General features: G+C 44.4%; 19 protein-coding genes. 12 read left to right on the plus strand and 7 right to left on the minus strand.

Features of this window, described 5'->3' with window-relative positions:
- The first annotated feature begins 293 nt into the window (after positions 1–293).
- The 4 genes from AB4405_RS06265 to AB4405_RS06280 are packed head-to-tail and all read left to right on the plus strand — an operon-like array spanning position 294 to position 4,846.
- Positions 294–1,691, plus strand: coding sequence for a cbb3-type cytochrome c oxidase subunit I (locus tag AB4405_RS06265; RefSeq protein WP_372060086.1), 1,398 nt, complete (start codon positions 294–296; stop codon positions 1,689–1,691).
- Between the two features lie 3 nt (positions 1,692–1,694).
- The gene (locus tag AB4405_RS06270; protein ID WP_372060087.1) at positions 1,695–2,312 is read left to right on the plus strand and encodes a cbb3-type cytochrome c oxidase subunit II; all 618 of its coding nucleotides are present in this window, start codon (positions 1,695–1,697) and stop codon (positions 2,310–2,312) included.
- On the plus strand, positions 2,309–3,763 hold the full coding sequence (ccoP, locus tag AB4405_RS06275; RefSeq protein ID WP_372060088.1) for a cytochrome-c oxidase, cbb3-type subunit III: 1,455 nt from the start codon (positions 2,309–2,311) through the stop codon (positions 3,761–3,763). The genes AB4405_RS06270 and ccoP overlap by 4 nt, the downstream gene beginning before the upstream one ends.
- A gap of 9 nt (positions 3,764–3,772) precedes the next feature.
- Positions 3,773–4,846, plus strand: coding sequence for a c-type cytochrome (locus AB4405_RS06280; RefSeq protein WP_372060089.1), 1,074 nt, complete (start codon positions 3,773–3,775; stop codon positions 4,844–4,846).
- A gap of 265 nt (positions 4,847–5,111) precedes the next feature.
- Here the strand turns inward: AB4405_RS06280 and yjjG are convergent, their stop codons facing one another.
- On the minus strand, positions 5,112–5,786 hold the full coding sequence (gene yjjG / locus AB4405_RS06285) for a pyrimidine 5'-nucleotidase (RefSeq protein ID WP_372060090.1): 675 nt from the start codon (positions 5,784–5,786) through the stop codon (positions 5,112–5,114).
- Positions 5,787–6,187: 401 nt separating this feature from the next.
- Here yjjG and AB4405_RS06290 point away from each other — a divergent pair, with 401 nt between their 5' ends.
- From AB4405_RS06290 to AB4405_RS06320, 7 genes are all read left to right on the plus strand, one after another.
- Positions 6,188–7,495 (plus strand): MATE family efflux transporter, encoded by a 1,308-nt coding sequence (locus AB4405_RS06290; protein WP_372060091.1) that lies wholly within the window; start codon positions 6,188–6,190, stop codon positions 7,493–7,495.
- Between the two features lie 231 nt (positions 7,496–7,726).
- Positions 7,727–8,485, plus strand: a complete 759-nt coding sequence (locus AB4405_RS06295) for an ATP-binding cassette domain-containing protein (RefSeq protein WP_372060092.1) — start codon at positions 7,727–7,729, stop codon at positions 8,483–8,485.
- Positions 8,482–9,321, plus strand: coding sequence for an ABC transporter ATP-binding protein (locus AB4405_RS06300; RefSeq protein WP_372060093.1), 840 nt, complete (start codon positions 8,482–8,484; stop codon positions 9,319–9,321). The genes AB4405_RS06295 and AB4405_RS06300 overlap by 4 nt, the downstream gene beginning before the upstream one ends.
- Positions 9,322–9,338: 17 nt before the next feature.
- Complete coding sequence (locus AB4405_RS06305; RefSeq protein WP_372060094.1) at positions 9,339–10,847, plus strand: ABC transporter substrate-binding protein; 1,509 nt, start codon at positions 9,339–9,341, stop codon at positions 10,845–10,847.
- Positions 10,848–10,851: 4 nt separating this feature from the next.
- The gene (locus AB4405_RS06310) at positions 10,852–12,588 is read left to right on the plus strand and encodes an ABC transporter permease subunit (protein WP_372060095.1); all 1,737 of its coding nucleotides are present in this window, start codon (positions 10,852–10,854) and stop codon (positions 12,586–12,588) included.
- A gap of 245 nt (positions 12,589–12,833) precedes the next feature.
- Positions 12,834–13,025, plus strand: a complete 192-nt coding sequence (locus AB4405_RS06315; RefSeq protein WP_372060096.1) for a hypothetical protein — start codon at positions 12,834–12,836, stop codon at positions 13,023–13,025.
- Positions 13,026–13,037: 12 nt separating this feature from the next.
- Positions 13,038–14,258, plus strand: a complete 1,221-nt coding sequence (locus AB4405_RS06320; protein WP_372060097.1) for an MFS transporter — start codon at positions 13,038–13,040, stop codon at positions 14,256–14,258.
- A gap of 150 nt (positions 14,259–14,408) precedes the next feature.
- Here AB4405_RS06320 and AB4405_RS06325 read toward each other — a convergent pair whose 3' ends face one another.
- On the minus strand, positions 14,409–15,302 hold the full coding sequence (locus AB4405_RS06325) for a LysR substrate-binding domain-containing protein (protein ID WP_372060098.1): 894 nt from the start codon (positions 15,300–15,302) through the stop codon (positions 14,409–14,411).
- Between the two features lie 207 nt (positions 15,303–15,509).
- Between AB4405_RS06325 and AB4405_RS06330 the strand changes: the two genes are divergently transcribed.
- Complete coding sequence (locus tag AB4405_RS06330) at positions 15,510–16,280, plus strand: carbohydrate deacetylase (protein ID WP_372060099.1); 771 nt, start codon at positions 15,510–15,512, stop codon at positions 16,278–16,280.
- A gap of 138 nt (positions 16,281–16,418) precedes the next feature.
- Here AB4405_RS06330 and AB4405_RS06335 read toward each other — a convergent pair whose 3' ends face one another.
- The 5 genes from AB4405_RS06335 to AB4405_RS06355 all read right to left on the minus strand — a co-directional run bounded on the left by AB4405_RS06335 (position 16,419) and on the right by AB4405_RS06355 (position 20,445).
- A complete protein-coding gene (locus tag AB4405_RS06335; RefSeq protein WP_372060100.1) occupies positions 16,419–16,598 on the minus strand; it encodes a hypothetical protein in 180 nt (59 codons plus the stop codon).
- 278 nt (positions 16,599–16,876) lie between these two features.
- Positions 16,877–17,626 carry a phosphate ABC transporter ATP-binding protein PstB gene (pstB, locus tag AB4405_RS06340; RefSeq protein WP_372060101.1) on the minus strand — a complete coding sequence of 250 codons (750 nt, stop codon included), beginning with the start codon at positions 17,624–17,626 and terminating at the stop codon, positions 16,877–16,879.
- Positions 17,627–17,729: 103 nt separating this feature from the next.
- Positions 17,730–18,593: a phosphate ABC transporter permease PstA gene (pstA, locus tag AB4405_RS06345; protein WP_372060102.1), complete on the minus strand. Its 864-nt coding sequence runs from the start codon at positions 18,591–18,593 to the stop codon at positions 17,730–17,732.
- A gap of 5 nt (positions 18,594–18,598) precedes the next feature.
- Complete coding sequence (gene pstC, locus AB4405_RS06350) at positions 18,599–19,531, minus strand: phosphate ABC transporter permease subunit PstC (RefSeq protein ID WP_372060103.1); 933 nt, start codon at positions 19,529–19,531, stop codon at positions 18,599–18,601.
- A 92-nt stretch (positions 19,532–19,623) separates the two neighbouring features.
- Positions 19,624–20,445 carry a phosphate ABC transporter substrate-binding protein gene (locus tag AB4405_RS06355; RefSeq protein ID WP_372060104.1) on the minus strand — a complete coding sequence of 274 codons (822 nt, stop codon included), beginning with the start codon at positions 20,443–20,445 and terminating at the stop codon, positions 19,624–19,626.
- Positions 20,446–20,769 lie beyond the last annotated feature (324 nt).

Here is a 20,769-nt window from a genome sequence, read left to right on the forward strand (position 1 = left end):
TGCATTGAAAACATGCGACGAGTTACCAATGTGTGTTGCTCTCTCGAGGACTATTACTCTATCGAATGCTCTCGCTTTCTATCGAGTACGTATCTATTGATGAGGCCAGAGCTCAGTAGAGTCACTCTTCATTCGATGCACAATATATAGCCAGAATATGGCTCCAAGTTCATCAATACTATTTAATAAATAAAATCTGATAATTAATTGAAATGGACTAATCTCTAATTATGGATGTCGCATTGACGCTACGACCAACGTAAAAATATTACGATTCATAATTAGGGATATTTATGGTGCAAGAAACTAGGGTAATTAAGGCCTTTATGTTTGCGGCTTTATTTTGGGGCATTGCTGCAATGCTCATCGGTGTTTCTCTCGCAGCGCAGCTTTACTGGCCTCAGCTCAACTTTAGTTCTGAATTTATTCAGTTTGGGCGTCTAAGACCGCTACATACTAACGGCGTCATTTTCGGGCTAATCTGCAATATCTTAATGGGTGTATCTCTTTATGTCGTTTGCACCACATCTGAAACAAAATTAGTCTCAAAGAAACTCGCTTGGATTCTATTTTATGGTTGGCAGGTTTTATTAGTTTTAGGTTATATCACGCTTCCTTTAGGGTTTACATCAACAAAAGAGTATGCCGAACTAGAGTGGCCACTCGATATCTTAATGGCCGCAATGTGGCTGCTATACGCTTATATATTTTTTGCCACCTTAGCAACCAAAAAAACCAAACACATTTTTGTCTCTAATTGGTTTTTCGGCTCAGTAATTATTATTATTACCATGATCTTCGTGGTCAACAACGCCGTACTGCCCGTCACTCTAACAAAATCATACTCTATTTTTTCCGGCGCAAGTGACGCACTGGTTCAATGGTGGTGGGGACATAACGCTGTTGGTTTCTTATTAACCGCCTCTATCATTGGTATTAATTACTACATCATTCCCAAAGTCACTGGACAGCCCATATACTCCTACCGTCTTTCAATGATTAATTTCTGGGGGCTGATTGGGTTCTATACGTGGGCAGGGACTCACCACATGGTTTATTCCTCTATTCCCGATTGGATTCAAAATATTGGAATCGTGATGTCCTTGTTACTTTGGTTACCTTCTTGGGCTGGTGCGTACAATATGTACCGGACGATAACAGCCGATAAAATACGTCTAAAGGAAAATTATATCCTTTGGTTTTTCCTATCGTCGATCATCTACTATGCGTTATCAACCGCAGAAGGACCGCTACTAGCAATTCGCTGGTTTAACATGATTGCTCACAATACTAACTGGATCATCGGCCACGTTCACTCCGGTGCACTGGGTTGGGTTGGCATGAGCTGTATTGGCGTCTTCTATTACTTCATACCAAAGCTGTTTGGAAAATCTGAGCTCTGGTCAATGAAATTGGTCAAAATCCACTTCTATTTCGCCAGTATTGGGATACTTCTCTACATTGTCGCACTATGGATTGCAGGTATTGCTCAGGGCGTAATGTGGCAGGCTCAGGAAGACACTGGAGCTCTCACCTATAGCTTTGTAGATACACTTAGATTTATCTCACCTTATATGTTTATTCGCTTTCTAGGGGGGGCGTTCTATGTCTCTGGCATGTTCATTATGGCCTACAACCTCTACAAAACCGTAACCGCCTATTCTGTCTCAACTAAAACAGTGGAGGGATAAACGATGAGTTTTAATATGACTAAATCTGTCGTCGCTTTTATTGTTATTTCCTTTGGTGTTGCTGCGTTCTCTTTCGTTGTCTGGGTCTTGCCCGGTTTTTTTATAACGCCCCATTTAGCAAAGATCACCGATGCCAAACCATACTCCCCTCTCCAGCTAGAGGGACGTGATGTCTATATGTCTCAAGGGTGTCATGTTTGCCATACTCAAATGGTCAGAAACCTAGAAGCTGAGCGTTTGCGTTACGGACGAGCGAACAAAATGGAAGATGACATTTACGAGCATACTTTCCTATGGGGCTCCTCTCGTATCGGTCCCGACCTAACGAATATCGGTTTGAAATACACAGAAGATTGGCAGATCCAACATTTAAAAGATCCACAAAGTTTAGTTCCTGAATCAATTATGCCGCCATTTATCTGGCTATTTGATCAACCTGTAGACAGCTCCATTACCGCTAAAAAGATGCAAGCATTGCGTGAGCTGGGTGTGCCATATAGTAATGAAGAGATAGCCAATGCCGAGCAAGCCGTGAACGGTAAAACTAAGGGCGATGCACTGGTCGCCTATTTAATGAGTTTGGGTGTTGATACACATAAGAATAAGAAGGACTTACAATGAGTAACTTCTGGTTAGGTTGGGCAAGCTTTTTTACTATTCTATTCCTTCTTATCATGATTGCTGTCGTGGTGTCTCCCTATCGACGAAATAAACAGGCAGACAAAAACAAAACCCTAATGACTTTTGACGGTGTTAAAGAAAACGATGCGCCTATCCCTGGTATCGTATTTTTTGGCTACCTCACTTTTTTTATCGGGGCGTTTGTTTATTTACTACTATTCCCTGGTATTGCATCTTGGAAAGGCGTACTCAACTGGACTGGTGAAAACGATTCCGTCAATGGTCATATCAAAAACCCTGATCACGAGATTGCCCAACTACTGGCAACACCCACGAACACACCTCTGACGGTACTTACAAAAAATAGAGATCTTACTAATGCGGGTAAATCACTGTTTAAAGATAACTGTGCAGCCTGTCATACTGAATCCGCAGAAGGGCAGTATAACTATCCTAACTTGATCGATGAGGATTGGTTGTATGGCGGGAATGACCAACACATTATCAGCTCAATTACTCATGGTCGCCACGGAATGATGCCCGCCTGGTCACCCCAGCTTACCGACCCTCAGATATCTGAACTCACCGACTATGTAATGAATATCAATAATGCAAAAGAGCCCAATGCGCTATTCGCTGATAATTGTAGCGCTTGTCATGGTCCGGGCGGTAAAGGGAATAAAGCGATAGGCGCTGCGAACTTGACCGATGATGTCTGGCTACATGGTGGGACAAAAGAAGAGATACATCATTCTATTGCTACCGGTTTCAACAATCAGATGCCTGCTTTTGATGCCCGTTTTAGCGATAATCAAATCTTACTCGTTGGCACTTACCTGCGAAGCATTCAAACGGATTACAAGGTTGAACCTTCAGCGCCATTAAGCCAAACAACAGATACAAGTAGTCTTAGCAAGATACCAGCGGCTGCAGAAAGTTGTATTGCCTGTCACGGTAAGAATGGAGAGGGCCAAGGGGACGTTGCACCTAAGCTCGCAGGGCTCTCAGCACACTACATTCAAAACCAACTGCATAATTTTCAAAGTGGCCTAAGACAAAATGCCACGATGAAATCGATGGTTGTCAGATTAGATAAAAAGTCCATTGAGGACGTATCGCAATACTATGCCAAACAAACATCACCTCTTAGCAAAATCTCTCCACGAGGAGCGCAGGTTATCTACAACGATCCTGCTGCCCGTCTTGTCAATCAAGGCGACTGGCAACGACAAATCCCTTCATGTGTCACCTGCCATGGTACCGACACTCTAGGGGTGGATAACTTTCCACGCCTCGCTGGACAAAACGCAGCATACCTAGAGAATCAGTTACTCGACTGGCAACAAAATAAACGTACCGGTGACCACGACAATATGATGAAAAATATTGCTGTCAAACTCTCCAGCGACGAGATAAAAGCCGTTGCTAATTACCTTTCAAAAATGAAATAGGAGCTAAAAATGAAGCCGATACTGACATTATTTACGCTGCTGTTTCCATTACTCGCTTACGCGGATCACTCTGATTTAATAGAAAAACAACCCGATCTGCCGTCGGTGGCTAAGGTCGAAGGGAGTGAGAACCACGTACCTTATGAGTTATCAACAATCCCTGACACACCTTTCGGTGAAAAAGTTAAACGGGGATATCAATTTATGACGAACTCGCAAAGGATGCGTGACAAATATGTTTTCAATGAACAGAACTGCACTAACTGCCACTTGTCATCAGGTCGATTGCCCAATGCCGCGCCAATGGGCGCTTCCTTTTTTGCTTACCCTGCTTATCGTTCAAAAAACAAGCATGTAAACTCTTATCAAGAACGAGTCCAAGGTTGCTTTATTTATTCAATGAATGGCGTCATGCCAGCGACTGATAGCGATGTACTTGTCGACTTTTCCGCGTACGCCTATTGGCTGGGCGTTACAACGCTATACAACATGAATGGATTAAAAGGGCTGCCCGTGCCAGAGGTTTCTGATAAGCAACTCCTAACAGGCGGAAAAGTCGATGATTTCCCATTTCATCCGGAATTGCAAAAAGCACTAGATAAAGCAGGCAGTACCGTGGATACGAGAGCTAAAATGCCTGGTCGTGGTTTTCCTAAATTGGCAAAGCCAGAGCTAACACCCGACTATAAACGTGGCGAACTGGTATTTCAGAAGCATTGTGCCGCTTGCCATGGTGCAGATGGACAAGGTAAAGAAGTCGCCGGTATAAAATCGTTACCGCCACTTTGGGGAGACAATAGCTATAATTGGGGTGCAGGCATGCACAAATTCTCCACGTCTGCCGCGTTTATCTATGAAAATATGCCCCTGGGGAAAAGTATACAGCTCACGACACAACAAGCTTGGGATGTTGCAATTTTTATGAACTCTCACGAAAGACCACAAGACCCTAGATATAAGAACTCAACGGCTGAAACTAAGAAAACGTATCACAGTAAAAATAGTGCCTATGGAGAGACCATCAATGGTGTCACGCTAGGCAGTTCTCCACTTGAAGAGCACCATGCAACCAACAAGCACTAATGCTCGATTTTTCCTAGATATTCACCATCATCAGCTAAAAATAATGCCAGTGGCTCATCAGTCACTGGCATTATTTTCTATTTCGACAGGGGGTTACTGCTCTGACATGTCTTATTCTGAATCAAGTTAAAAAGAGACCTTTTTCTAGACACCTCTACCAACTCGCCGTGTTAGAAAGCCCATAAAATTAGTCGTATTTACTGGCTTATTGCAGACAAGATAGCCACCTATTCGTGACTATTCAAAAAGATAACACCTGATCAAGCTACGCAATTAAAATCTCTTGCAGTTGCTGCAGTGAACTGACTTCATAATGTGGCTCGATACCATGAGGTTTTTCTTGCCCTTTGGTATTCAACCAACACGTCTCAATGCCAAAGTTTAACCCACCTAAGACATCTGAGTGCGGGTTATCCCCGACCATTAACACGCGTGTTTTACATGGGTTACCCATGAGCGTCATTGCGTGAGAAAAGATGCCTAAATCAGGTTTAGCGATGCCTACTTCTTCTGAAATAACAACGTGTTCGAAATAGTGAGTCATATCCATGCGCGCTAAGCGAATTGCTTGTAACTCGGTAAACCCATTGGTAACAATGCCCAGTTTTGCATGACCAGACAACGCATCCATTAGCTCACGAGCGCCGGGTAATAGCGTGCAAATATCCACCATCGCCTCTAAAAACGCGCTGTTTAATGCCAATGGCGTGGTATCAAGTTTTGCAGCCCAGCCTTCAAAGCGAATGTGCTTTAGTTGGTCGGCCGTAATTTTCCCATCTTGATAATCAACCCAAAGTGGCTGATTAATGAGTTGATAGTCCGCATAGTCATCACGAGTGAAATCAACGCCCATCCTTTCAAACATAAGCTGCATCCCAGAGAAGGAATCAAAGTTGAAAATGGTTTCGTCAGCGTCAAAAAGAATCCAGTCGTATTTCATTAATCGAGTTCCTTGAGTAATAACCAGAGCAATAAGTAGCAAGGATTTTGCTACACGCTCAGGATTTGTCAACCAGCTAGAACAATTCTCAGTCAAAAACGAAGAGAACTAAGAGAACTAAGAGAACGGATTTACGGCGTACGGCAACCGACAGCCTAGAACTTAGCTCTAGCCTCTAGCCTTCGAGAAATGATTGAAAATAAGCATACGTCAGCAGCGTATTGTAAACGTCCCTCACGCTATAACGTCGTTATAATTTTGCGAAAACAGATCAATCGCTACGAACCTTGCCTATTCCTTAATGACAAATAGTCATCAGCACGTTATTATCGCCACCAACATCAATGATAATAATTTTCATTATCTATTCCACATAGATTCTCTGATTAACAGTACCTTTAATGACTATCTCCCACAAAGACTATTACAAAATCGCACTCCCTTTTGTTGTTTCAACTGTGACGCAACCGTTGCTCGGCGCAGTTGACACTGCTGTGATTGGACAACTTGGTATGGCCGAACTTATTGGCGGCGTAGCCATCGGTACCATCATAATGAATACCCTATACTGGCTATTTGGATTCTTTCGCGTCAGTACCACTGGACAAAGCGCTATGGCTTTGGGGAATGGTGATCGAAGACTATTAGCAACCAGCTTAATGCGCCCATTTATTCTGTCTGCCATCATCGGATTATGCTTTATTGTACTACAACCGCTAATTTGGCACGCTGCTTTGTGGGCCGTAGAACCTGAAGCTGTGGTTGCGGAACAAGCGTATGTGTATTTTAGTATTTTAATTTTTGGTGCGCCCTTCGTCTTACTCAATTACACCATTATTGGCTGGTTGATGGGACAAGCGAAAGCAAAGGAAACCTTGTATACCCAAGTTTTTGGTAACGTGCTAAATATCGTCCTCAACCTTCTTTTTGTACTTTCTTTCGACCTAGGGGTTGCTGGTGTTGCCTACGCGAGCTTGATTGCTCAAATCACGACCTTCGTCATCGGGATTACCTTAGTGATGAGAGTCAATACGATATCCATGGCTGAATTAGTAAAATCAACGAAGATGACAAAGCAAGACTTTGCCACCATTGTCTCTTCAAATTCCGATTTATTACTACGGACCGTATGTATATTGATTTTCTTTAATATGATGGCAAGGATGGGTTCTCAGTTGGGTACAGATGTACTCGCAACCAACGCTATTCTTATGCAGCTGACCTTTATCATCAGCTATATGTTTGATGGCATTGCTAATGCCTCCAGCGTATTTGCAGGTAAGGCAGTTGGCCAAAAAAGTCCCGCTATGCTCGAGCAAGTGCTCAAGCTCAATACGCAATGGACGGCTGGCTTTATTGTGGTTCTCACCGCAATAACATTCCTATTTCAAACGCGGTTTGTTTATCTCTTTACTGATTTATCTAACATCATTCATCTTTATCAGGAAATGACACCTTGGTTAATTTTATTCCCGCTTGCCGCTGGGTTCGGTTTAACCGTGTATGGTATTTTCACGGGTACGGGTACGACAAAACCAGTAAGAGACTCCAGTGTTCTAGCCTTGTGCCTGTTCCTTATCGTACAAACTATTGCTGTGGATGAATGGGGAAATCATGGATTATGGTTTGCTTTTACCTTGTTCTACTGCGGTCGTATTGCCTTCCTCTATCCTTTTATCAATCAGATAAGAAAAAAGTGTGTCGCATAGCGCTCAGCATATGAGTATTTGGGGCACTGACTAAAATAGTGCCTAAGTACGCAGTGACCAAAATACTCATTTTCATAAGTAAAGCGCTGAAGAATAGCGCTTTATTTGCCTTTGCGTCGCCCATTTTGTTATTTCGATAAAGCTCAATCACTTATAGCTAAAGACTTTTCAACGCTAAAATGAAATGATATAATTTGTTACGTTATAACATTCCACGTTTGAGTAATTTCAGTGACATCTCCACTTCTTTCAGTCAAACAACTTTCCATAGAAAACTCGGAGAGAGTACTATTCCAAGATGTTCACTTCGATGTGTACCCCGGAGAGATGCTAGCCGTAATGGGCCCTTCAGGCATTGGTAAGTCGATGTTAACTAAAGCGATCGCTGGCTTTACACCCGACTATCTTTTAGTGTCTGGAGACATTAAACTGGCTGATAGCAATGTCTGTAACCTGCCTTTACTCAAACGGACAGCAAACCAAAGGCCCGCTTTTATTTTCCAAGATGCACTGCAGGCGCTGAATCCCTTGGTTTCTGTACAGAGCCAATTGTGCCTCGCGTTAACCTCATGTCGCACCAAACCAACGGAAAAAAACAAGAGTACTATTCGCCAATTGTTGACTCAGTTGGGGTTTCATCAACCCGAGCAAATCCTCTCCTTATTCCCTAGCCAACTGTCTGGCGGTCAGCGACAACGCATTTGTATTGCCATGGGATTATTGAGTGATGCAAAAGTCCTGATTGCCGATGAACCTACCAGTGCATTAGACCCGGTGACAGAGCAGGAAATATTACTGCTCATCCATCAAAACGTAAAACACCATAACATGGCTGGAGTTTTGATTACTCACGATCTTCACAGCGCGTTGCAATGTGATAAGTTGCTCGTGCTCGACGAGGGACGAGCGATTGCTTATGGGCAACCAAAAGAAGTAATACAGAGCAGTACCCATGAGTTTTGTCGTTCATTACAGGCACTGATTCAATGAGGGTATTAGCTCAAACGAATACAATAGGCAACATTAACAACAAGTTTGCCTGCGTGCGATTTGACAACGTCAGTGTCCATCACTATTCAATCCCGAGCTGGCTAGGTGGGACACCTTTTCAAGCGCTCAACAACATTTCGTTGGTTATTGATAATCAGAACCTCGCTATTGTTGGGCCCTCTGGTGCCGGAAAATCGACGCTCATTGAGTTACTTTTTGGCTTGAAAGCGCCTTCGAAAGGACGAGTGGAAGTATCTGGATTCACGCTGCCGATTCGCTCTCAACATGATCGCCTCAAAGTCTGCCGCAACATACAAATGATGCCTCAAGAACCGCATACGAGCTTAAATCCCTACTATACGGTGAGTCAGGTTTTAATCGAACCACTCGTGAACTTGCATATTGTCGGAGACCATCAAGCGCTGGCTCAACAAGCATTAGATGATGTGGGTTTACCACCCCAAGTGCTGGGACTTAAGCCAAACCAATTATCCACAGGTCAGGCTCAGCGGGTGGCATTGGCTCGAGCGCTTATCGTAGAACCGTCAATATTGGTTGCCGATGAACCAACCAGCAGCCTTGACCCCGTCAATCGACAACGAGTGCTTGATCTGCTCAATTCACTCAAGAAAAAACGAAAACTTACCCTGATTTTGGTGACCCATGACCTTCAGGCTGCGCACACCTTATGTGATGAATTGCTGGTGCTTGACCATGGTAACGTTGTTGAGCACGGTGACTGCAACCACATCATGAATCACCCCAACCATTCCGTTACGCGGTCACTCATTGCGGCACAAACCGCACTGAAGACCAACCGCTTACACAACATATAATCTTAGAGAAGAATAAAATGCGTTTTAACTCCATTAAACTGGCTTGTGCGTTGGCCTTTGCCCTACCACTAACCGGTTGTTTTGATTCAAAAACAGAAACAAACGAATCCGCCGCAAAATCTGAACTTCGAGTGGCAATGATGCAGCCTCCACGGACTGGGCTATCTCCCCTCTCCGATGATGCTTTTAAACTCTCACGTTGGAGCACTGCTGAAACCTTAATCAACTTATCGCCGACGTCAGAAGCGGAACCAATGCTTGCCACTGAATGGCAACAAATCGATCCACTCACCTGGAAGTTCACGATTCGCCAAGGTGTGACATTCCATGATGGTTCCAGTCTTGATGCATATGCAGTGGTCAATTCACTACAGAAGGCATTGTTGGCAGCACCGAAGCCACGAATTCTAGATGGTATTAACCTTGAAGTGACCGCGCTAGATCCAAGCCATGTTGAGATTAAAACCAGCTTCAACGACCCACTACTCCCAAGCCGATTATCGAGCCCGCAGCTCGCTATCCTAGCAAACCGCGCATATCAGGAAGATGGGCGTGTCACACCCATGGGTATGGGAACCGGTCCATTTGAAATTATTGAAATTAATGGGACAACCAGTGCTAAGCTAACGCGCTTCGATAACTACTGGGGCGAGAAAGCAAATATCGAGTCTGTCATTGCAGAATACGTTCCTAATGGATTTGCGCGCGCGGCTGCACTTCGTACAGGGACAGCCGATGTCGTCGAAGCCGTACCTGTTTCTCAAATCGCAACGATTGATGCCACATTACTGCATGAAGTAGCAATGCCACGTACCAACACGCTGTATTTAAATAACCAATCGGGTGTCTTCAGCCAATTGAAAATGCGTCAAGTTGCAACTTCAGCCATAGACCGAGAGCAGATTATTCGTACCGTTTACGAAAATCACGCCGATATGGCCGAGGGGTTACTGGGGCCTGCGCTGGCATGGGCTGCACCTGTGCGTTCTGAGGTTAAATCAAAGATCGCAACGATCAATAACGATAATAACAAAGCGAACGGTGAAAAAATTGTAATTGGCACCTTCACCGACCGAGCTGAATTGCCAGAGGTGGCTGCACTGTTACAGCAACAACTTGAAACGGCTGGATTCAAAGTCGAGCTCGATATTCGAGAGTACGCTCAGATTGAAAACGATGCCCTAGCGGGCAAATTTGATGCCTTTATCCTCTCCCGGGCGACGGTTCTCGATTCTGGTGATCCTGTTGCTTATATGATGAGTGATTTTGGCTGTAAAGGGTCGTTCAACTTAGGGCAGTTTTGCTCCGAAGACGTAGATAACGCGTTAACCTACGCTGACTTACAACCCTTAGGGCCAAAACGTCAACAAGCGATTATTGCCGCGGAACAAAAGATTCTTAATCACTATGCAGCAATCCCTCTGCTTCATGAGCGCGTGATTCAAGGTGAAAGTGCAAGAGTCACCAACGTCATTCGAGACCCAAGTGAACGTCGCCTTATCGATGCAACAACGAAGGTAGACTAACTCGATGTTGTCTGTTGATCCCCCCGAACGAATTGTCACGGCCATAATGCCTTGGCTATCGAGAATTACCGCACTGATTGTCGTCGTAATTCTCGTTGGCCTAATGCCAGATATTGCCGGCATTGACCCAAGCCAATCCATTCTTAGAGCGCGTTCTGGTCAGCAACATATGCTCACACCAGAAGCTTTGGCTTCAATACGAATGGACCTACAACTCGACCGCTCTGCCACCGAACGACTTATGGATTGGTTACACGGTATGTTACAGGGCGATCTAGGTCGTTCTTGGATCGATGGTGCTCCCGTTATTGAAGGTATTCAACAGACACTCTCCACCTCTTTGCTATTAATGTCGATAGCATTGGGTTTAACTTTTCTGTTGTGCCTTATCGGTTTACTACAGACGTTACATCGTTGGAAACATGGCCAGTTGGCACAAACGCACAACAGCCTAAGTACCGCTCTGATCTCTCTTCCAGAATATGTCGTGGCATCCATTTTGATTCTCATTTTTTCAATTTGGTTAGGGTGGCTCCCCCCTTATGGGTGGCAAGGATGGCAAGATGTATGGCTGCCAAGCTTAGCGCTAGCGCTCCCTGCAAGCGGTTTATTTAGTCGCTTGCTGCGCGATAGCTTGCAACGTGTGCTCAACGAACCTTGGGTTGTCACTTGGCTAAGTGCCAATGTCAGCGCCAATCAGATCCTTCGATTCGCAATCAAGCGAGCGATAAGCAGTTTAATTCCACAGATTGCTATGATCATGATTGGTTTAACCGGAGGAGCGGTCGCGGTTGAACAGATATTCTCCATTCCAGGTATCGGTAGGCTCATCCTTGGCGCAGCAAAAGCGCAGGACTTACCCATGCTGCAAGGAGGTCTACTGATTTTATTGCTGATCTCTATTTCTATTAGCAGTATCAGCCTATTAGCTCAGCAATGGTTACTTGGGCACAGTTTGAAAAGTGGTAAATTGATTAGCAGTCATTCATCGCTAACGTTCACATCAAGCACACATAAACGCATGGTGGCTATTTCAATATTCACATTGCTATTGGTCATCATCATCTGGTCTGCAGTTCGTGATCCCTATACCAGCCAATTTGTTAGACTCGCCTCACCAAGCTTCGACGCGCCACTCGGTGCTGACGGGATTGGTCGGGACCTATTGGCACGCATTGGTGCGGGAATGTTGTCTACAGTCCAAGCTGGAATTATCGCGACACTGCTAAGCTTGCTGACAGGGCTTATTCTTGGCTTCAACACTCGCTTTAGCCAAGGGCTGATCGAGGTCACCAAAGGTATTCCCTATATCATCGCCGGCTTGCTAGTCGCGGGGCTCACCAGCATGAGTCCGAATAGTGCGATGATTGCTATCGTATTCGTCTCTTGGGCCCCACTTGCTGCGCATTGCTCAAGCCTTATTGTAGAAGCAAAAGCTCAACCATATACACACTTAGCCCCTATCTGGGGAACCAGCCGGTTAAGGCTCCTCAGATACTACCTATTACCATACGTATTACCGCCGTTATTAAAACACGCACTGATGCGACTGCCGGTGATCACTCTCAGCCTGACCTCACTTAGCTTTATTGGATTAGGTGCCAAACCACCGTCTCCAGAGTGGGGGTTAATGATCGCTGAAAACCTACCCTATATTGAAAGAGCCCCTCTCGCGGTCATGGGACCGATTTTGGGTCTCGTGTTAATGGGAGTAGCCATTAATTTATTGTTTGATGATTAAAGTCGATGATTGGAATGCATGCTATTTAACGAGGTGCATGAATGTCGCTCACTAATCACTAATCACTAATCACTAATCACTAATCACTAATCACTAATCACTAATCACTAAATGAAAACCCTTACAGAAGTAGTCTATGCATAAAACGCATAGACTACTTCACATAATATCATTTGAGTCCCTCTCAACCTCTCATTACACTGCGCGCTCTTTTTTATCATCATTGAAATTTACTATTGAGCGCTATGTTTTCACAATCCGTTTTGGCTCAGCTGCTGAGGATGGTCGCATTACTGACTATTACCTTAGTTACCGTGCATCATTCCCCCGCGTTATTGGAGCTTCTTGCTAAGCAAGCCATTAACTCCGGCTGCCATCAGCAAAATCCAACGGGTGAACCTCATCATTCACACCAATCAACCCACCACCATCATTAGAGCCTAATTGTTATGAGTATTTTTCGATTTCCTATTTTAGTTTGGCTTGGGATTGGCATTTTAATTACTAGCCTAGGTATCCGTCAGTCATTTGGTATTTTTATGATGCCCATTTCTGACCACTTCCAAACTGGACGTGAATTCTTTAGCTTTGCTATTGCGTTGCAAAACCTAATGTTTGGTGTGTTTCAGCCCTTTGTTGGCATGGCTGCCGATAAGTGGGGTTCGAAGCGCATTATCTTAATGGGGGCTGTCGCGTACGCTGCCGGCTTATATCTGACGTCCGTTGCCACCATTCCTTCGCAACTCTACTTTTCGTTAGGCGCGTTAGTCGGACTTGGGTTAAGCGCCACCAGCTACGTTATTGTACTTGGTGCAGTAGCGAAGGTCGTACCTGCACAGCATGCTGCCAAAGCCTTCGGGCTCACAACAGCAGCCGGTTCATTTGGTATGTTTGCCATGATCCCCGGTGCACAAATGATGCTAGAAACCATCGGTTGGCAAAGCGCTCTGCAAGTTTTCGCCATGCTTTGTGCTCTAATGATTGCGTTTGCTTTGTTTATGAAATCCAATAAAGCGAAACATGTTGTCACGGCGAATCAAGCTGAAGAGCCAGAGCAAACACTCAAGCAAGCATTAAGCGAAGCGTTTGCCAACAAGAGCTATTGGTTAATTCATGCTGGCTTTTTTGTGTGCGGCTTCCACGTGATGTTTATTGCCACGCATCTTCCAAGCTATCTGGCTGATAAAAATTTACCCGCGAGTAGCGCAGCGTTAGCGCTCGCTTACGTCGGTATTTTTAATATCTTTGGTTCTTACTTCTGGGGTGTGATGGGGGATCGTTTCAGTAAGCGACATGTCATGTCAGCACTGTATTTGGTTCGCACTGTCGTTATTGCATGCTTTGTAACGCTGCCCGTGACCGAAAGTACCGCGGCTATTTTTGGTGGGGCCATTGGTTTTTGTTGGTTAGGGACCGTGCCACTCACATCCGGTCTTGTTCGTCAGATCTTTGGCGCACGTTACCTATCTACTTTATATGGGCTTGTATTTTTCACCCATCAAGTTGGCAGCTTTCTCGGCGCATGGGCTGGGGGTCGTATCTACGACTATTATGGATCGTATGAACCCATTTGGTGGTCGACTGTGGTATTGGCTTTTATAGCCGCGCTCATTCATTTCCCAATTAATGATAAACCGCTCAGAGCACCGACTGCCCTTGCCGTCGCCTAGGTATTCCTTCGCTCTGCCTTCAAAAAAGGTGGGGCGAACTTTACTCACTCGGCTGCTGCCAATGAATATGTTAATTAACGATTCAAAACCAATTAAGTCCTGGCACCAATCACCATTCAAACCATCAAGTGAATAGCCTTTCTCGTCTCCTCAACCCGTCGTGTCGAGTTGTGAATATAGCCATTCGGAGAACACCCTAAACTTAGCTCGATGCTGCATCCCTTGTGGGCAAACTAGGTCGTACCCTTTCCCCGACTCAACTCGGTCAAAGGGCGCAATCAATTTACCCTGTTCTATTAGTGGCCTAACAAACTCGTAGCGCCCTAACGCGACTCCCATTGAACAGCACGCCGCATCAATAGCAAGTCGGTTATCGCTGTATAAGTCATAAGCCCGCATGCAATCAATGGCCAAATGACTTTTCTGCAACCAATAAGCCCAAGCGCCATTATCACCACTATGAATAAAACGAACGTCTTCGAGCCGCTCTACTGCACCAACAAGCCCTAATTCACGAGCGTAACTCGGCGAACACACTGGTGTGCGAACCCCATCTAGAAAACGTTCACTATGATGATTTGGGTATTGTCCTTCACTATAAAATATTGCCACATCATAAGGATCGAATTGAAACTCTGCCTGATTTTGCTTTGTTTGCAATTTGATACTCAACTGAGGATAAAGATCTCGAAACGAATGGAGCCGAGGCATAAGCCACGCTGAAGCAAAATAGGGGGATGTGGCAATGTAAATTTCTCCGGTTAGTTCTCCATGTTGAATATCACTCAGCTCATTAAAAATCAGCTCGAACGACGTGTTCAACATCGCTAACACTCGCTCTCCTTCTGGCGTGAGGGTCAACTTGCGTGTTTGACGCACAAATAGCGAAAAGTTGAGCTGCTTTTCTAACTTTTTTATTCGGTGGCTAATCCCACCCTGCGTGAGAAATAGCTCATCGGCGGCACGCGTAAAACTGAGATGCTTAGCCGCAATACTGAAAGTATGCAGCAATGATAGCTGCTGCTGACGATTTGAAATTGGCATTATGCATTAACTCCAATAATCCATTGGGCGTAATTATGAGTTTGTAGAGTATATTCGATTACATTTAGATTAAAACAAGTAATCCAACTCGTCTAGTGAGCACCAGAGCAAAACAAATTCTAAAAAATGATAGACGGGAAAAGCCGAACACACCAAACAGTGTTCACCTTTTTCATGTGTTAAAAAACACACAGGTAGATAAATACAATGAAGCTTATTCTCAATGCCGACGATTTTGGCTTAACGGAAACCGTCAACAACGCCATCGTTGACTGTTTTAGGTCTGGGATCGTCAGATCTACTACGATCATGATGAATCAACCCGGTACGCAACATGCCGTGGATTTATATCATCAGGGGTTGATTCGCGAAGTGGGGTTACATTTCACTGTTACAGCAGGAAAACCAATTTTAGACGCGAAACAGGTATCAACATTGGTTGATGAGCAAGGGGATTTCCTAGAACGGCGTGAGTTATATCGTAAGACCGACATCTGCTCAGAACAAGTCTACAAAGAGATTCAAGCGCAATACCAAGCAGCACTCAATGCGGGTTTGGCTATCAACCACCTCGATACTCATCACTTCGGCGGTATCTTTCCTCGCTTAAAAGCAGCGTTTACGCGCTTTGCAAACGATGTTAATTTGCCGGTAAGACGTACTGACAGCATCATTGCGGGACAAGACGTATTGAAGGTCACTACAACCGATGCGTTTGATGTTGGTTTTTATAACGATGGAGCAAACCTTGAACACCTCAAAGCAATGCTTATCAGCTATCAACATAAAGTGCCTAACGGTATTGTGGAGTTCATGTGCCATCCAGCAAAGGAAGTCACAACTGAACTCAAGCGGCTGTCCGGTTACACGGATAAACGCGTTGCCGAATTCAACATCTTGACTTCTATCGAATTAAAAGATTGGCTAGCCGCTAACAATATCGAATGTATTGGGTTTGATATGCTGTCTTCCCGTTAAGCAGATTCAACTAAAGCAAGTCGTATCCGCTCAGTAATAGCAATAAACTCTTTTGTCATAACAATAAGCTCTTTTGTAACAGCAATAAGCCTCTCATGAAAAGGGGCATATTACGCTTTAGTATTTAACCTAATAGTTCTAAACAAAAGCATGCCCGTGCCTTTTGCCGTTATAGAGGTTACCGCCACCATACAATAATTGAGTTCTTTGCCCCCATGCTATCGGGTAACCATTTAACAGACCAATATGAGCATCTTCTCTATCCAGCATGGGTTGGCTTTGTAAACGTGCAGAATAATCATTCTGAGCATAACCCAAGCACGCCCCTACTATAGAGGCACTTCAATACCCTACACCCACTTTTTGCCAGTGCCTTGTCATCTGATCTTTGTCTTCTGCGAGATATATCAAAGCGATCAGTAAACCTGCCGATCAACACCAATTGGCCCACTGCATTCATACAGACAAAAAAAAGCCCCTCATTAAGAGGGGCAAAAGTTCCATCGCTTATAGTTATAGTGATTATATTTACCAGTTTTCTGTCCTAGCTGCTCTGCATCATTATGAGCAAAACTAAGTGAAGCTCGATTCGGTCGTTAGCCAAAGTCACCATTTACGTAACCTTGAGTACGATCGTCGCTTGGATTCGAGAAGATTACCTTAGTATCATTGTGCTCAACTAACTCACCCATCAAGAAAAACGCCGTGCGATCTGAGATACGACGAGCTTGTTGCATCGAGTGCGTCACGATAACAATGGTGTAGTCTTTTTTAAGTTCTTCCATGAGTTCTTCGATTTTGTGTGTCGCGATTGGATCCAGTGCCGATGTAGGTTCATCCATCAAGATGACATCCGGCTCCATCGCAATGGTGCGTGCGATACACAAACGCTGCTGCTGTCCACCAGACAGACCAAAGGCGTGAGACTTAAGACGGTCTTTTACTTCATCCCAAAGCGCTGCGCTACGTAAAGAACGCTCAACAACCATGTCGATGTGCTTCTTGTCTTTAAGACCTTGAGCACGAAGACCAAATGCCACATTTTCATAAATGCTCATTGGGAATGGGTTCGGCTTTTGGAACACCATCCCTACTCGAATACGCAGGTCTGAAACATCAATGTTGCCATAAATGTCTGTGCCATCCATCTCAAGTAAGCCGTTTATTTTTACGCCTTCAATCAGGTCGTTCATGCGGTTTAGACAACGCAGCAGTGTCGATTTACCACAACCCGATGGGCCAATTAGCGCCGTGACTTGACGAGTTGGGATTGGTAGGTTGATCGATTTAAGCGCTTGGTTCTCACCATAAAATAGGTTTAGGTTTTCAATATTAAATTTGTTCATTATCTATAATCTCTAAATTCTTAATGTCGTTTACTTGCAGCGTCCACTCTTTGTATTCTGGCGACGCTGCGATACGTAGCCACTCATCGCTCACGAGAGTGTATTAGTAAGTCGCCGTATTAAAACGACTGGCAATAAGCTTAGTCACCATGTTGATCAACAACACCAATACGATGAGAACTGTCGCCGTACCGTACGCTTGGTTCCATTCTTCAATGGTAAACAGCTCGGTCGTTAGTTTGTATAAGTGAACCGTTAAGGTACGTCCCGAATCCAACAGCGAGTCAGGGATACGTGCCACCATACCTGCTGTTAAGAATACCGGCGCCGATTCGCCAATGACACGACCAATACTAAGAATGACCGACGTTAAGATACCTGGCATTGCACTTGGTAAAATCAAGCGCCAGATAGTATAGATTTTTGAAGCGCCCAAACCATAAGAACCCTCACGGTAAGTTTGAGGCACCGACATCAATGCTTCTTCTGTGGTACGAATAATGACCGGAAGAATCAAGATACTCAGCGTTAATGCACCTGAAAGAATCGAGAATCCAAGACCTAATATAGCAACGAAGAAGGTCATACCAAACAAACCAAAGATAATCGATGGAATACCGGCTAATGACTCAGTACAGAAACGGATAACCTTAACGAGTTTACTACCAACTTTCGCGTATTCCGTTAAGTAGATTGCCGTCATGATTCCCAGCGGCGCAGCCACGGAAATAGAGGCGATAACCATGTAGATCGTTGAGATGATCATCGGGAAAATGCCGTGCTCATCGCCAGTACGAGTATAGTCGTCGGTAATAAAGCTCCAGCTCACATGTTGAAGACCATTGGATAAAATGTACCAAATAATCCAAAACAAAAATCCAACAGTCAGGGCTGCAGACGCCCAAACAAATACACTCAGCAACGTATCTTTATTTTTACGTGCTTGTTTTAGTTTTACAGTATCCATAATCGTTACTTCGCTTTTTCACGGTTCAAGTAGAGTAGTGCAGCATTGAGCATCATAATGAAGACCAATAACACCACGCCTGTAGCGTACAATGCGTTTGCGTGAATGCCACTTGCATAGGACATTTCAATCGCGATGTTCGCTGTCAGCGTACGAGCAGAATCTAAAATACCTTCCGGCATCGCTGGCGCGTTACCCATAACCATGATGATAGCCATGGTCTCACCGAGTGCACGGCCAATACCAAGAATGACGCCGGTCATAATGCCTGAACGCGCGGCTGGTAGAAGCAACTTAAAGATCGTAAAAATTTTCGAAGCGCCTAATGCCAATGAGCCTTCTTTATAAGCACGCGGTACAGCACGAATCGACGTTTCAGAAACTGTGATAACCGTAGGCAAAATCATGATACCCAACACGATGATACCCGCCAGAATAGTGTTGCCTGCCGGTACCTGGAAGATTTGTTGGATAAGAGGAACGATGATCACTAATCCAAAAAATCCGTAGACCACTGACGGAATACCCGCAAGTAGCTCAACGGCTGGACGAATAATATTGGCGACACGCTTAGGGGCAATCTCTGCAATGAAGATGGCAGTTAACACACCAATCGGTACACCAACCACTACCGCACCAAGAGTTGATACGACAGAAGCAACAATCATGGTTGCAACACCGTATAGTGCAGGTGGTAGCCAGTTTTGGCCTAGAACAATTCCAGAAACACCCACTGCTTGAAATGCAGGGATACTTTCTCGAACAATAAAGTATGCGATAACGGCAAGAGAAAGGATGCCGATGACTGCACTCGATAAAAATAAGCCGTGGAAAATACGTTCTTTCCAATCAACTTTCTTTTTGGCCTTCAGGCTACGAGATGCAGCTTGAGCCGCTTGGTCGCTCATAAGCTTCTCACTATTTGTTGCGATGGTCATAATTAAACTTCTATTTGTCGATAATTCGAAAGATAGAGAAAAGGCCCAGCCCCAAAATGTGGGCTGAGCAATATTTATTCTTTACTTACAGATTAGTTTACTGAGATGTAACCTTTCTGTTCAACAAGTGCTTGTGCGTCGTCAGCAAGCATCCAGTCTAGGAACTTTTGAGTTTCAGCTGAAGGCTTGCCTTCTTTGTATAGAACAAGGAATGGACGAGCTACTTTGTAAGAGCCATTTTTCACATTGTCTACAGATGCTGGAGTACCATCAATTTCTAGAGCGTGTACCGATTGGTCAACCGTACCTAGAGAGATGTAGCCAATTGCGTATGGGTTGCTTGCTACCATTGTTTTTAGTGCGCCGTTACCATTAGCAACTTGAGCACGTTGAGAGATAGCGGTTACTTTCATGCCACTGATAGTTTGTTTAAGGCTCATGATATCTTCAAATGCACCACGAGTACCTGACGCTGTATCACGAGTGATAGCAACGATTGGCTTGTCAGCACCGCCAACATCTTTCCAGTTTGTTACGTCACCTTTATAGATAGCCGTTACTTGCTCAGCTGTTAGGCCTTTAAGGTCATTAGCTGGGTTAACCACTACCGCGATGCCGTCACGAGCAACAACTTCTTCAACTAGCGTTGACTCTTTTTCTTCTGCTTTAAGGTCGCGAGAAGACATGCCTAGGTCAGCTGAACCGTTTTTCGCTGCTTTAACGCCTGCTGAAGAACCAGGTCCTTGGACTTCGATGTAAACGTTTGAATGTTGCTTCATGTATGTTTCTGAGAAAACTTCCATCAGTGGCGTTACGCTGCTAGAACCTACCGCAGAGATAGTTTCTTTAGCTGAAGCTGGAGTCACTGCGAGTGCGCCTAGTAGTGCGATAGCACCGATAACTGTCTTTTTCATCACAATTTCCTTTAATGGCTTGATTGCCTGTTTCATTTGAACGAGGTCAAGATTAGAGGCTAAATATGACAGTTGTGTTTCACTAAGTTGAAAGGTGTATGACAGCGACATTTTTTTTACGCTCGTCAAGAAGCAACCATATCCATTAAATTCATATAGTTAGTTGATTTATTGATGTTTCTATCGTCAAAATCACCCATAATTATTCTATGACAGTGTCATATTTCTTTTGTGACACCCTACCTGATTGCTCGTTTTTTCATCATTCATACCCTTGCGCGACCATTTCATCGTATGCAATATGCTTTACCTTTACCTTTACCT

Source organism: Vibrio sp. 10N.261.51.F12, assembly GCF_041471725.1.
GTDB lineage: Bacteria > Pseudomonadota > Gammaproteobacteria > Enterobacterales > Vibrionaceae > Vibrio.

Excerpts from the sequence above, each read along its gene's own strand:
- pstC (WP_372060103.1), bottom strand. The coding sequence starts at position 19,531 with ATGACCATCGCAACAAATAGTGAGAAGCTTATGAGCGACCAAGCGGCT.
- AB4405_RS06315 (WP_372060096.1), top strand. The coding sequence starts at position 12,834 with ATGTTTTCACAATCCGTTTTGGCTCAGCTGCTGAGGATGGTCGCATTA.
- AB4405_RS06310 (WP_372060095.1), top strand. The coding sequence starts at position 10,852 with ATGTTGTCTGTTGATCCCCCCGAACGAATTGTCACGGCCATAATGCCT.
- AB4405_RS06270 (WP_372060087.1), top strand. The coding sequence starts at position 1,695 with ATGAGTTTTAATATGACTAAATCTGTCGTCGCTTTTATTGTTATTTCC.
- AB4405_RS06300 (WP_372060093.1), top strand. The coding sequence starts at position 8,482 with ATGAGGGTATTAGCTCAAACGAATACAATAGGCAACATTAACAACAAG.
- ccoP (WP_372060088.1), top strand. The coding sequence starts at position 2,309 with ATGAGTAACTTCTGGTTAGGTTGGGCAAGCTTTTTTACTATTCTATTC.
- AB4405_RS06305 (WP_372060094.1), top strand. The coding sequence starts at position 9,339 with ATGCGTTTTAACTCCATTAAACTGGCTTGTGCGTTGGCCTTTGCCCTA.
- AB4405_RS06265 (WP_372060086.1), top strand. The coding sequence starts at position 294 with ATGGTGCAAGAAACTAGGGTAATTAAGGCCTTTATGTTTGCGGCTTTA.
- AB4405_RS06330 (WP_372060099.1), top strand. The coding sequence starts at position 15,510 with ATGAAGCTTATTCTCAATGCCGACGATTTTGGCTTAACGGAAACCGTC.
- AB4405_RS06355 (WP_372060104.1), bottom strand. The coding sequence starts at position 20,445 with ATGAAAAAGACAGTTATCGGTGCTATCGCACTACTAGGCGCACTCGCA.
- AB4405_RS06325 (WP_372060098.1), bottom strand. The coding sequence starts at position 15,302 with ATGCCAATTTCAAATCGTCAGCAGCAGCTATCATTGCTGCATACTTTC.
- AB4405_RS06320 (WP_372060097.1), top strand. The coding sequence starts at position 13,038 with ATGAGTATTTTTCGATTTCCTATTTTAGTTTGGCTTGGGATTGGCATT.
- pstA (WP_372060102.1), bottom strand. The coding sequence starts at position 18,593 with ATGGATACTGTAAAACTAAAACAAGCACGTAAAAATAAAGATACGTTG.
- AB4405_RS06290 (WP_372060091.1), top strand. The coding sequence starts at position 6,188 with ATGACTATCTCCCACAAAGACTATTACAAAATCGCACTCCCTTTTGTT.
- pstB (WP_372060101.1), bottom strand. The coding sequence starts at position 17,626 with ATGAACAAATTTAATATTGAAAACCTAAACCTATTTTATGGTGAGAAC.
- AB4405_RS06280 (WP_372060089.1), top strand. The coding sequence starts at position 3,773 with ATGAAGCCGATACTGACATTATTTACGCTGCTGTTTCCATTACTCGCT.
- yjjG (WP_372060090.1), bottom strand. The coding sequence starts at position 5,786 with ATGAAATACGACTGGATTCTTTTTGACGCTGACGAAACCATTTTCAAC.